A 13,011-nucleotide genomic window follows, 5' to 3' on the forward strand; every position below is an offset into this window, starting at 1 on the left:
GCACATAGCCGCCCATGCTGCATGTCAATGACGTCACCTATCGCATCGCCGGCCGAACGCTCCTCGAAGGCGCGAGCATCGCTCTGCCCGACGGGGTCAAGGCCGGATTCGTCGGGCGCAACGGCGCCGGAAAAACGACGTTGTTCAAGCTCGTCACCGGCGATATTTCGCCCGAGAGCGGATCGATCGGCCTGCCGCGCGGCGTGCGGATCGGCCAGGTCGCGCAGGAGGCGCCGGGCACGGAGCAATCGCTGATCGACTTCGTGCTCGACGCCGATAAGGAACGGCGCGCGCTGCTGGCGGAAGCGGAGACGGCCAGCGACCCGCATCGGATCGCCGAGATCCAGATCCGCCTTGCCGATATCGGTGCCCATGCCGCCGAGGCGCGCGCGGGCGCGATCCTCGCCGGACTCGGCTTCGATGCCGAGGCGCAGCAGCGCCCTTGCTCGGCCTTTTCCGGCGGCTGGCGGATGCGTGTCGCGCTGGCAGCCGTCCTTTTCTCCGAACCCGATCTGCTGCTGCTCGACGAGCCCACCAACTATCTCGACCTCGAAGGGACGATGTGGCTCGAAACCTATGTGGCGAAATATCCCCACACGGTATTCCTGATCAGCCACGACCGCGACCTCCTGAACCGAGCCGTCGAGATGATAGTGCATCTGGATGGTGGCAAGCTCATCGCTTATCGCGGTGGATATGACTCGTTCGACCGGCAACGGCGCGAGAAGCAGGCGCTGACCCAGAAGCAGCAGAAGAAGCAGGACGATCAGCGCAAGCACCTTCAGGCCTTCGTCGACCGCTTCAAGGCCAAGGCCTCGAAGGCGCGGCAGGCGCAATCGCGCATGAAGGCGCTGGAGCGGATGCAGCCGATCACCGGCATCGTCGACGAGGAGGTGACGCCGTTCATCTTCCCGCCGGCCACCCGCCGTCTGGCGCCGCCGATCATCTCGCTCGATGGCGTCTCGGTCGGGTACGAGGCCGACAAGCCGATCCTGAAGCGCCTCGACCTTAGGATCGACATCGACGACCGCATCGGCCTGCTGGGCGCGAACGGCAACGGCAAGTCGACGCTGGCCAAGCTTATCGCCGGGCGCCTGGAAGCCATGTCCGGCTCGATGCGCCGCGCCGAGAGAATGGAGATCGCCTTTTTCGCCCAACACCAGCTCGACGATCTGCGCCCTGCCGAATCGCCGGTCCAGCATGTGCGCATGCTGATGCCGGATGTGAGCGAGGCGCAGGTTCGGGCCCGGGTCGGAGCCATGGGCTTCCGGACCGCAAAGATGGACACACCGGCGCGCGAGCTTTCCGGCGGCGAGCGGGCGCGCCTTCTGCTCGGCCTTGCCACCTTCCGCGGCGCCAATCTTCTCATCCTAGACGAGCCGACCAACCATCTCGACATCGACAGCCGCGAGGCGCTGGTGCAGGCGCTGAACGAATTTCCCGGCGCCGTCATCCTGATCAGCCATGACCGCCATCTGGTCGAGACGTCGGTCGACCGCCTGTTGCTGGTCGCGGGCGGCGGCGTGACGCCGTTCGAGGGCGACATGGACGATTATCGTCGCCTGATCATGCAGGGTCCCGAGAGCCAGGAACCGGCGCGGGGTGGCGAAACGGTCAAGCCCGCATCGGCGCAGGATCGGCGCCGCGAGCAGGCGCAGCGACGCACGGAGCTCGCCCCCTTGCGCAAAAAGATCAAGGAAGCCGAATCCTTGGTCGAAAAGCTTCAGAAAGAGATTCAGAAGCTCGACGCGGCGCTCGCCGACAGCGCGCTCTATGTCAACGATCCGGCAAAGGCGACGGCACTGGCCAAATTGCGATCGGACACCTCGGCGTCGCTGGCCGCCACGGAAGAGAACTGGCTGGAAATCTCGGCGCAATACGAGACGCTCTGGCGCGACGGCTGACGACGTCGCCGTCTTCCATCGGGGCTAACACCCCTGGACGCTCTCCTTCAGCGGTCCTCGCGGCGCCGGGTGAGCGCAGAGCTTTCGCCCGCGCCAATCAACGAATAGACAGAAGGATGGCGGGTACGCTGAGGCCTCGCCTACCATGCCTCCGGAACGATACAGGGGAAAACGATGTCGCAGCATGGGGATATGGCCGACGAAGCCGTCCGGCAGCCTGTCCGATCCTCCACCCCTGCCCGGGCGTCGCTCGCCTCCAAGATATTCCCGGTCCTGGCGCTTGTTCTGGCCCTGGCGCTGCACCTTACCCACACGGTGATGGATAATTTGCCGCTGGTGGCCGAACTGGCCGTGTCGGCCGTGGTCGTCGCCATCATGGTCGTCACCGTCTTCGTTGTGCTTCGCCATGCCGAAGCGGTCGCGCACCGGGTCGGCGAACCCTACGGAACGCTGGTGCTCACGATCGCAGTGACGGCGATCGAAGCATCGGTGATCGTTTCGATGATGCTGCACGGCTCGAACAATCCGACGCTGGCGCGGGAGTCTGTATTTTCGACGGTGATGATCGTCTGTGCCGGCGTGGTCGGGATCTGCCTCACCTTGGGCGGATTGCGACACCGGGAACAGAATTTGAAGCGGCAGGGCACGAGCGCGCTACTCGCCGTCGTGATCGCCCTGACCGGTTTGACGCTCGTCCTGCCCGATTTCACGCTCACCGCGGGCCCCGGGAACTTTAACCCGGTCCAACTGGTCTTCGTGAGCCTGCTCTGCATCCTGCTCTATGGCAGCTTCCTGCTCGCCCAGGTCACGCGCCATCGCGAGGATTTTCTCGACGCCGAAGCGCCGGCGGGTCACGAGGCGGGTGGAGCGTCGGCGGGCGGCCTGCCGATGCGCCTCATTCTGCTCGTTGTCGGGCTGGTCGGTATCGTGCTCCTGGCCGAATATGTCGCATCCGGTATTGAGCAGGGCCTCGCCGACCTCCAGGTGCCGCAGTCCGATGCGATCGTCGGCGCCTTCATCGCGACGCTCGTGCTGCTGCCGGAGGCGATCTCGGCTATCAAGGCATCCTACCACAACGAGTTGCAGCGCAGCCTCAACATCGCGCTCGGTTCCGCCTGCGCGACCATCGGCCTAACCATTCCGGTGGTGGCAGTGGCAAGCCTCATCACAGGACGGGAACTGACACTCGGTCTGGCGTCCGGCGATATCGTGCTGCTCATGCTCGCTTTGACCGTCAGCCTCGTCAGCTTTGGCACCGGCCGAACCAACGCGATGACCGGCGGGGTTCACCTCGTCATCTTCGTCGCCTATCTGCTGCTGATCGCCGTTCCCTGACTGCCGATCCCACGCCCTTGACGGCGCGACCGTCAGGCCCTCTTCTCCCAGCGGCCATTTCCGGATTGCTGCCAGTAGGTCGCGTCATGACCCTCGCCTTTGACCCGCCGCCAGGCGGCCCTTGCCGTATCCAGCGATTCCGGATCATTGCCGTTGAAGAGCAGCACGAGGCGGTCATAGCCTTCGGCGCTGCCGATATCGGCGCCGTCGACCGCGAAGCGAACGCGGGCTCCATTTGGATTGGCGGCATCGGCCGTCAACACGATCGGCTGGATCGCGGCATTCGGGTCGCGCCAGGTCCCGTGCGGCAGGAAGGATTCCTCGCGAAAGGTCCACAGCAGCGCATCGAGCGAATCGCAACGCTCGGGCGAGCCTGCCTCGACGACGACGCGCCAGCCACGTTCGAGGCACTTCTCAAGCAGAGGCGGCAGCACGGATTCGAGCGGCTGCTGCTGGAGGTGGTAGAACAGGACTTCGGTCATGGCGGGAAGCTAGCATCGGCGCCCGCCGACGCGAAGAGGCGCAATGGCGCTGGAGGCGGCTTGGCAACCGCCGGATCGCCGTCGTGACGGACGCGCCCGGCCGCCGCGCAGCGGAAGACGCGGAATTTGCTCGGCCCGGAGGCGCTCTCGCCCGCCTGTTCGAGGAGCGGCCTGCGCTGTTTCTGATGCTGCTGATCTTCGGCCAGATGCTGCTCTGGACCGCGCTGCCGGCCCTGTTCTTTCATTCGCTGCCGCTCGACGTTCTGGAGAACGTCGGCTGGAGCCGCGACCTGCAATGGGGCTACTACAAGCACCCTCCCCTGCAGGTATGGGCCAGTGCTGCCGCGCTGGCGCTTCCCGGCCATGCGATCTGGCCGCTCTATCTTTTGGGTCCGATCGCGAGCGCGCTGACTTTTGTTGCAATCTACAAGCTCGGCTGCGAGATCGCCGACCGCCACGCCGGGCTGCTGGCGGCGCTGCTGTTCAGCCTCGTCTTCTACGCCAATTTCGCCGTCACCGAATTCAACGCCAATGTCGTGCAGCTGCCGATCTGGGCCTTTGCTGCCTACGCGCTATGGCGCGGGCTGACGCGACCAGGCCTCATCGCCTGGGCCGCTCTCGGCATTCTGCTGGCGCTCGGCGTCTATGCGAAATATTCGAGCATCGTCCTTGTGGCCTCGCTGATCGTCGCCGCGCTCGTCCTGCCGGAAGGCCGCCAGGCTCTTCGCCGGCCCGGACCCTATCTCGGCGCGCTGATCGCGCTTGCCCTGGCACTGCCGAACCTCCTCTGGTTGCGGGATGTCGACTATCTGCCACTGCGCTATGCGGCGGGCCGGTCGGAGGCGCTGACGCTTCTTGGACGGATCAGCAACCCGGCGGGATTCCTGCTGACGCAACTCGCCGATTGCGCCGGAGCGCTGCTGATGATCTGGGCCGGGCTTGGACTGCGGCATTGGCGATCGAACGGCGAAGGCGTCGATTTCGCCGCCTCGCCGACCGGGCTGCGCTATGGCCTTGCCATCGCCTTGGCCCCGCTCGCGATCACCGCGGCGATCCCGCTGCTGGCGGGCTCCGGCATCAAGGATATGTGGGGCGGGCCGATGCTGATCTGGCTGCCGCTCGCCACCGTGCTGACCTTAAAGCCGGTCTATGAGCGGCGGCGACTTTCCTGGATGCTCGCCGCGTGGCTCGCGATATTTGTCGGTGCCCCCGTCATCGCGGCGGCGATCAGCGCCGGTGGACCCCATGTCGGGATCCAACCCCAGCGCACCAGCCTGCCCGGACCCGAACTCGCGGACGGGCTCATGGCCGCTTGGCGGTCGACAACCCCCGCGCCGCTGCGCATCGTCGCCGGCGATACGTGGGAGAGCGGGCTTGTATCGGCCTATTCGCCGGACCGGCCGTCCGTCTTCGTCGGCGGGGCGACCCTGCTCAACCCATGGATCGACGGGGCGCGCATCGACCGCGAGGGCCTGCTCGTCGTCTGGCCGGAGAGCCCAAACGGCATGCCGGCGCAATATCGCACCCTCGGCCCCTTCGCGGCCGAGGGTGTCGTGACGGAGAGGGTGCCGGGCACCAGCGGCAAGGAATTGCGGTTCGGCTGGGCCGCCCGCCTTCCCCGCCCCTGACGCGCTCAGGTCTCGTAATTGTCGGCGACGAGACGATCGAGCAACCTGACGCCCCAGCCCGAGGCCCAGGAGCGGTTCGTCTCCGACTGCGGCGACGACATGGCCGTGCCGGCGATGTCGAGATGCGCCCAGGGCGTGCCGTCCTTGACGAAACGCTTCAGGAACTGCGCCGCCGTGATCGAGCCGGCATCGCGGCCGCCCGTGTTCTTGATGTCGGCGAATTTCGATTCGATCTGCTTGTCATAGGCTTGGCCGAGCGGCATGCGCCAGACCTTCTCGCCGGTCGCCTCGCCCGCCTTCGACAGGGCGGCGGCGAGCGCGTCGTCGGTCGAGAAAAGCCCGGCATGGTCGTGGCCGAGCGCGACGATGATGGCGCCGGTGAGCGTCGCCAGGTCGACGATCATCCGCGGATCGAACTCCTTCTGCACGTACCAGAGCGCATCGGCGAGTACGAGACGCCCTTCCGCGTCGGTATTGATGATCTCGATCGTCGTTCCCGATGCCGCTTCGACGATATCGCCGGGCCGTTGGGCGTTGCCGTCCGGCATGTTCTCGACGAGGCCGATGATGCCGACGACATTGGTCTTCGCCTTACGGGAGGCCAGCGCGTGGATCAGCCCGACCACGGCGGCGGCGCCGCCCATGTCGCCCTTCATGTCTTCCATGCCGCCGGCCGGCTTGATCGAGATGCCGCCGGTATCGAACACCACGCCCTTGCCGACGAAGGCGATCGGCCGCTCCTTGGTATCGCTGCCGTTCCAGTGCATGGCGACAAGTCGCGGCGGACGGACGGAGCCCTGGTTGACGCCGAGCAGGGCACGCATGCCGAGCTTCTTCATCTGCTTCTCGGTCAGCACCTCGATCGTGACGCCGAGCCGCTCCAGGCTCTCCGCCTTCTCGGCGAACTCGACAGTGCCGAGCACATTGGCCGGCTCGTTCACAAGTTCGCGCGCCAGAATTGCACCTTCCGCGACCGCCTGCCGGCTCACCCACGCCTTCTTGGCCTTGCCGGCCTCGGGATGGACGATCTCCAGCGAGGCGGCCGACTTCTTGCTGTCCTCGCCATTGCCCTTCCCTCGGCTCTTGTAGCGGTCGAAGGAATAAGAGCGCAGCACGGCGCCAAGCCCGATCTCCGCGAGTTGATCCGGCGAGATGGCCTCGCCATCGGCGCGTTCGGCGTAGAGAACGGCCGCATCGCCCTTGCGGAGCGCGCCCAGCAGCGAGCCGCCGATTCGGGCCCAATCCGCCTCGACCAGCTCGGCCGGCTTGCCAATACCGACAAGTATCGCGCGATCGTACTCCGTTCCGGCCGGAACCAGAACGTCGAGCACAGAGAATTTACCCGCCTTGAAAGCGGCGGTGGCGGCGGCGCGCGAAAGCAGCGCTGCGATGCCGATCACCTCTGCCGCCGGCGGCATCTTCAGGCTATCGTCGACCAGGAAGACTGCGGATCCTTTTTCGGCAGTGGCCGACTTGCGGAAGGAGACGGTGGAGATTTCAGTCATAGGGAGCTTTCGGCAGGAAGGCGGCTACGGGGTGGAGGCCGTGGACAACCAGAGTGACGCCGCGAGGCCGCCTCTGGCAAGGCCCGGCATATCAGGCTAGAAATTTACCGATCGTTCATCATGTTTGTTGGCGGCTCGTTCACCTAAATGGTTCACCCATCAGGACACTGCGGACGCGGGGCACGTCCGACGAACAGCAGTCGCCATCGGCCGGCTGGGCACATCGACGGCCCGGCTTGCCAAAGCGGCATGCGCGATCTACGGACCAACGCATGAAGCTGATCGGATGGTACGTCTTCAAGCGCATGCTGGGTGCCTGCCTGCTCAGCCTTGGCGGCCTTTCGGGCACCGTCTGGCTCAGCCAGGCGCTGCGCGAACTGAACCTCATCACATCCAAGGGGCAGAGCCTCTTCACCTTCTTGCACGTTTCCGGCCTGATCTTTCCGGGACTCCTGCTCATCGTCTGCCCGGTCGCCATCCTGATCGGCGTCATCTACACGCTGAACCAGCTGAACGCCGATTCGGAACTCGTCATCATTAATGCGAGCGGCGCCCCGCCGACCACGCTGCTGAAGCCAGCTCTCCTGCTGGGCACGCTTGGCATGGTCGTCGTCGCAGCGATGTCGCTCTATCTCGTGCCGCGCTCGCTGCAATCGTTCCGCGATCTGATCACCAATGTGAACGCTGACTTGATCTCGACCTTCGTCGACGAGGGCTCGTTCACGCCGATCGGCGACCAGCTGGTTTTCCATATTCGCGAGCGCAAGCCTGATGGCACGATGGAGGGCATCTTCATTCAGGACGAGCGCGAAGCCGGGCAGAGCAACGTCTACATCGCCAACAAGGGCATCGTGCTGAAGAACCCACTCGGCACCTTTCTGGTGATGCAGGACGGAACGATCCAGCAGCGCTCGGTGGCGAAGGACTCGATGTCGGTGATCCAGTTCGAGTCTTATGCGTTCGATCTCTCGACGTTCACCAGTGCGGCCTCGCTGCCATCGATGAAGCCGGCGGAGCGCGACACGACCTATCTTCTGGCACCCGATCCGAACGACACCGAATTTCAGAAACGTCCCGCTTCGTTTCCGGCGGAACTGCATGATCGCCTCTCGAACCCGCTCTACACGATGCTCTTCGCCATCCTGCCGGTGCTGGCGCTCGGCCAAGCCCAGACCACGCGGCACGGCCGCGGCGTCGTTATCCTCGGCACGGTGCTGGCCGCGACGGGACTTCGCGTCGCCGGACTGATCCTTGCCGGTCTCGCCGCGAACAATCCGATCCTCATTCCTGCCCTTTACGGCCTGCCGCTGGCCTTCATCATCGTCTCCCTCATTGCCATTCTTCGCGGCTATCGGTTCTCAAGCTCCGAAGGCATCGGTTCGATGGTGCTGGAGGCAGTTCAGCGGCTCATGCCGCGGCGCGGCGCGGCGGGCGGAGCCTGATCCATGCTGCGCCACCCGACCATCAGCTTCTATTTCGCCAGGCGGTTCGCCCGCATGACGTTTGTGATCTTCCTCGTCGTGTTCGTGCTGATCGCCTTCGTCGACTATCTCGAGCTCGCCCGGCGTTCGGTGCAGCGGGAGAACTTCGACGCATTCTGGTACCTCGTCATATCGCTGACCCGCGTTCCGACGGTGATCGAGCGCGCCCTGCCCTTCACGGTGCTGTTCGCCTCGATGGCCAGCTTCGTGATGGCCAACCGGCAGCTCGAGCTGGTCGTGGCCCGCGCTTCAGGGCTCTCGGCATGGCAGTTCATCCTTCCCGCCGGCACGGTGGCACTCGCCTTCGGCATATTTGCAACGACCGTGTTCAATCCAGGTGCGACGGCGCTCAAGGAAGAATCGATCCGCATCCTCAACAGCCTCACGGCGGATGCCGTCGGCCAGGGTGAGAATCAGCAGAACAAGCCGATCTGGATCCGCCAGTCCGGACTCGAAGGCAGCTCCATCATGGGAGCGAAGAACAGCTTCAATCGCGGCCTGTCCCTGACCGGGGTGACCGCCTTCGTCTTCGATCTGAACAACGGACTCTCCCGCCGAATCGACGCTCGCACGGCCGAATACCAGGACGGCAAATGGCTGCTCCGTGACACCATGGTTGCGCGCCAGGCGGAGCGTCCCGTGCATGTCGACGAGGTCGTGCTGCCGACCGATCTGAGGGCCGACCAGGTCAGCCAGCAGCTCGCCAATCCGGAGACAATCTCGTTCTGGTCTCTGCCGCAATTCATTGAAATATCGTCGCGATCCGGCGTTCCCAGCACCGGCTACGAGATGCGCTACCAGTCGCTTCTCGCCCAGCCGCTGCTCTTCCTCGCCATGGTGCTGGTAGCCGCCACCGTCTCGCTCCGCTTCTCCCGTTCGCGCGATCTCGGGCAGGTGATTCTGACTGGCGTGATCGTGGGCTTCGTGCTTTATGTTGTCTCGGAACTGGCAATAGGCTTGGGGAGAAGCGGCGTCGTGAATCCGGCGATTGCAGCCTGGGCTCCACCTATCGTCGCGACCTTGGCGAGCGTCACCGTATTGTTGCATCGGGAGGACGGATGATACGCGTTTCCGTTCTGTCGGCAGGCGGAGTTTGCCTCGTGCGCGCGATGCGTCGTGCGCTTTGTGGTGGAGCTATGCTGGCTGCCGCTTCCCTGTGCCTGACGGTTTCGCCGGCTGCCGCGCAAGCTCCCGCCGGATCCCTTGGTTTCGCCACCGACACAATGCCGAAGGGCACTCCCGGCGCGCAGATGATGCTGGAGTCGGACCAGATCGTCTATGATTACGATCATTCCACAGTATCGGCGCTCGGTGCAGTCAAGATTTATTACGATGGCTACACATTAGAGGCGCAGAAGGTCACCTACGACCAGAAGAACAAGAAGATGATCGCCGAGGGCGGCGTGAAGATCGTCGATCGTACGGGTGCGATCATCCAGGCGGATACGATCGATATCACCGACGACTTTGCAACTGGCTTCATCACGGCTTTGCGGCTCGACACGCCGTCGCAGACGCACTTCGCGGCCGAGAAAGCTCTTCGAGATCAGGGCAAGACGACAACGTTCTATCGCGGCGTCTATACTGCCTGCGAACCTTGCCGGGAAAACCCGAAGAAAGCCCCGGTGTGGCAGGTGAAGGCCGCGCGCATCATCGCCGACCACAACGAGCACATGATCTATTTCCGGTCGGCGAGCCTCGAATTCCTAGGGATCCCGGTCGCCTATTTCCCGGCCTTCTCGGCGCCAGACCCGACAGTCAAGCGCAAGAGCGGCTTTCTGTTCCCGGCGGCCGGCTATAAGTCGGCGCTCGGTGCCTTCGTGAAGGTTCCCTATTTCTTCGCGCTTGGCCCGAATTACGACCTGACCTTCACTCCATCGGCCTATACGCGCCAAGGCGTGTTGCTCGATTTCGAGTGGCGCCATCGCCTCGACTATGGCCAGTACACGATCCAGGCTGCGGGTATCGACCAACTCGATCCAAGTGCATTCATATCGAGCGGTACGCGTAATTCGGGCGACACGGATCTGCGCGGCGGCGTGCGCACAACGGGCGAGTTTTATCTGAACAAGCAGTGGACCGTCGGCTGGGACGGCATCTGGCTCAGCGACCGGACCTTCAGCCGCGACTACAGCGTTCTGACCGGCGCCAACGACGTCGCAGTTTCCAATCTGCATCTCACCGGACAGAGTGCGACGAACTATTTCGACATTCGCGGCTATTATTTCCGCGTACTTAACAACGATACCGGCGCGCAATATGACCAAGATCGCCAACCGATCGTCGCGCCCGTTGCCGACCAGAGCTACATCTTCCAGGATCCGATCCTGGGCGGCCAGCTATCTATGAAGAACAATGTCGTCAGCCTGACCCGCGGCGAAACGGACTATGTCGACAAGAACGGCGTCGGCCACTATGTGCCTGGCGATGCGATTCTGGGACTTGAGGGCAATTTCAACCGCGCCAGCACGGACTGGACCTGGCAGAGCAGCCAGATCCTGCCGCTCGGCATGGTATTCAAGCCCTTCGCCTATCTGAAAGCCGATGCGTTCTATCTGGACCAGCAGCAGATCCTCTCCGGGCTGGACGATCAGGGCACCTATACCCGCATCATGCCGGCGCTCGGCGGTGAGTGGAGCTGGCCGATCCTGATGGCCGCTGGATCCAGTAGCCTGGTGGTTGAGCCGATCGCGCAGATCATCGCCAGACCGGATGAGCAGCTTGCCGGCCGGTTGCCGAACGAAGACGCCCAGAGCCTCGTTTTTGACGATTCGACCCTGTTCGCCTGGGACAAGTTCTCGGGATATGACCGCGTCGAAGGCGGCACCCGCGCCAATGTCGGGTTCCGCTATGTCGCCGAGCTCGGGGAGATTGCCACCCTTCGCGGCGTTCTTGGGCAGTCCTACCAGCTCGCCGGGCTTAATTCCTTCAGCGTAACCAATCCGACCCAGACCGGCGCCGTATCCGGCCTCGAATCGAACGTCTCGGACTATGTCGGCAGCGTCACCGTAGACGGCGGCGCCGGCTATTTCCTGACCGCGAACGCACGCTTCGATGCAGACACCCTGGACGTGAATCAGGCGCAAGTCACGGCGACTGGAAAGGCCGGCGACGTCACTGCGTCGGCTTCCTATCTTTACCTCCGCGAGACGCCGGCGATTGCCAGCACCGATGCCGGCGAAGAGTCGGACACGATCAGCGGCAAGGCCTCTTGGCAGTTCACGGAATCGTGGCGCGTTTTCGGTTCGCTCGCCTGGGACCTCTACCAAAAGGAAATGGCCGGCAACAGCTTCGGCTTCGCCTATGACGACGAGTGCACGACCTTCTCGATCTCCTATAGCGAGACGACGAGCAACTATACGGACCTGGAGACGTCGAAGACGCTGATGGTCAGCCTGCAATTGCGGACGCTCGGTGCCACCGGATTCTCGACGCAGCTCGGCAGCAGCAGCAGCAACTGATCGGCGGCGTCTGAAGACCGTGCGAACACTTCCCGCTTCGCGTCAGTGGATATGGTTGCCACCTCTGACGCGAAATGGGTTGACCCTCCAACACTAGGCTGAGGCGGGCGGTCCGTCTAATTTGGCGTCGGTTCGTGGGTGCACTGACCTTTGCCAACGATCCATGGAAAACGGTTTGCGTCCTTCATCGTTTTGCCGGATTTCTCCTGTCTAGAACCCAGTTCCTGCTATTTTCCTTGTCCGAGGGCAGGCTCGCGATGAACGGAACCGAAGATTTCGGCCATGCATAGTGCACTTCGAAAGGCGGCCTTCCTGGCGGCCCTCCTACTCGCCGCAGCCCCGCTGGCGCAATTGCCGGCCGCAGCGCAATCGACGGTCAAGGCAACTGTCGACGGCCAGCCCATCACCAGCTATGATGTCAGCCAGCGCGTGCGCCTGCTCGAACTCTTCCATCAGAAGACAAGCCCGAAGCTCGCGCTGGACGATCTGGTTGACGAGACCGTCGTGGCCCAAGCCGCTGCCAAGCGCAATCTGACGGTGCCGGACGCGCAGGTCCAGGAACGCTTCAACGGCCTCGCCAAGCAGGTCAAGCTCACGCCGGATGCGTTTTCTTCGGCGCTGAAGAAGGCTGGTGTGGAGCCCGATACGCTGCGCAAACTGCTTCGTGCGCAGATCATGTTCGGCCTTGTGATGCGCGCGAAGGCACGCTCTCTGCAGGCCGATGTCACGGAAGCCGACATCCAGGCGGAACTTGCCAAGGAAGGCCTCAATCCGTCGTCGGCGACCATGCGGGAATACAGGCTCCAGCAGATCGTCTTCGTCATTCCGAGAGGCTCGTCGCCGGGTCTCGTGCCGCAGCGCCAGCGGGATGCGGAGTCCTTTCGCAAGCGCTTCAACGGCTGCGATGGCAGCCTTGCGCTAGCCCAGTCGATGAAGGGCGTCGTCGTCGTGGATGCCGGCCGCCGTGATACGAGCCAGATCGATGGCGATTTCGCGGAAGCGCTGGCCAAGACGTCAGCCGGTAGCACGATGAAGCCGGAAGTCACGGGCCGCGGCGTCGAGGTCATCGCGGTTTGCGACGTCAAGGAGATCCAGAGCACGGCTGGCATCCGCGCCGAGGTCGAGAAGAAGCTCAGCGCCGAACAGACCAAGGATCTCGACAAGACGGTGAAAGCCGAGCTTCGAAAGGACGCCAACATCGTCTATAATTGACAG

At 63.9% G+C, this 13,011-nt stretch carries 9 protein-coding genes; 7 read left to right on the forward strand and 2 right to left on the reverse strand.

Annotated elements, in window-relative coordinates; all coding sequences use genetic code 11:
- Positions 1-14: 14 nt before the first annotated feature.
- Positions 15-1,904: an ABC-F family ATP-binding cassette domain-containing protein gene (locus OSH05_RS00400; RefSeq protein WP_104218317.1), complete on the forward strand. Its 1,890-nt coding sequence runs from the start codon at positions 15-17 to the stop codon at positions 1,902-1,904.
- 174 nt (positions 1,905-2,078) lie between these two features.
- Complete coding sequence (locus tag OSH05_RS00405; RefSeq protein ID WP_266351998.1) at positions 2,079-3,239, forward strand: calcium:proton antiporter; 1,161 nt, start codon at positions 2,079-2,081, stop codon at positions 3,237-3,239.
- A gap of 32 nt (positions 3,240-3,271) precedes the next feature.
- On the opposite strand, the gene OSH05_RS00410 is transcribed toward OSH05_RS00405, so the two are convergent.
- Positions 3,272-3,721 (reverse strand): DNA polymerase III subunit chi, encoded by a 450-nt coding sequence (locus tag OSH05_RS00410; protein ID WP_104218318.1) that lies wholly within the window; start codon positions 3,719-3,721, stop codon positions 3,272-3,274.
- A gap of 83 nt (positions 3,722-3,804) precedes the next feature.
- Between OSH05_RS00410 and OSH05_RS00415 the strand changes: the two genes are divergently transcribed.
- Positions 3,805-5,349 (forward strand): glycosyltransferase family 39 protein, encoded by a 1,545-nt coding sequence (locus tag OSH05_RS00415; protein ID WP_104218319.1) that lies wholly within the window; start codon positions 3,805-3,807, stop codon positions 5,347-5,349.
- 5 nt (positions 5,350-5,354) lie between these two features.
- On the opposite strand, the gene OSH05_RS00420 is transcribed toward OSH05_RS00415, so the two are convergent.
- On the reverse strand, positions 5,355-6,854 hold the full coding sequence (locus OSH05_RS00420) for a leucyl aminopeptidase (RefSeq protein WP_104218320.1): 1,500 nt from the start codon (positions 6,852-6,854) through the stop codon (positions 5,355-5,357).
- Positions 6,855-7,126: 272 nt separating this feature from the next.
- On the opposite strand from OSH05_RS00420, the gene lptF reads away from it, so the two are divergent.
- The 4 genes from lptF to OSH05_RS00440 all read left to right on the forward strand — a co-directional run bounded on the left by lptF (position 7,127) and on the right by OSH05_RS00440 (position 13,008).
- Positions 7,127-8,296, forward strand: coding sequence for an LPS export ABC transporter permease LptF (gene lptF, locus OSH05_RS00425; protein ID WP_104218321.1), 1,170 nt, complete (start codon positions 7,127-7,129; stop codon positions 8,294-8,296).
- A 3-nt stretch (positions 8,297-8,299) separates the two neighbouring features.
- Entirely contained in the window at positions 8,300-9,397 is a 1,098-nt protein-coding gene (gene lptG, locus OSH05_RS00430) for an LPS export ABC transporter permease LptG (protein WP_104218322.1), read from the forward strand.
- A 188-nt stretch (positions 9,398-9,585) separates the two neighbouring features.
- Positions 9,586-11,796 (forward strand): LPS-assembly protein LptD, encoded by a 2,211-nt coding sequence (locus OSH05_RS00435; RefSeq protein ID WP_266351999.1) that lies wholly within the window; start codon positions 9,586-9,588, stop codon positions 11,794-11,796.
- Between the two features lie 282 nt (positions 11,797-12,078).
- Positions 12,079-13,008, forward strand: coding sequence for a SurA N-terminal domain-containing protein (locus OSH05_RS00440; RefSeq protein WP_104218324.1), 930 nt, complete (start codon positions 12,079-12,081; stop codon positions 13,006-13,008).
- Positions 13,009-13,011 lie beyond the last annotated feature (3 nt).

Origin of the sequence: Kaistia algarum (assembly GCF_026343945.1) — a bacterium.
GTDB lineage: Bacteria > Pseudomonadota > Alphaproteobacteria > Rhizobiales > Kaistiaceae > Kaistia > Kaistia algarum.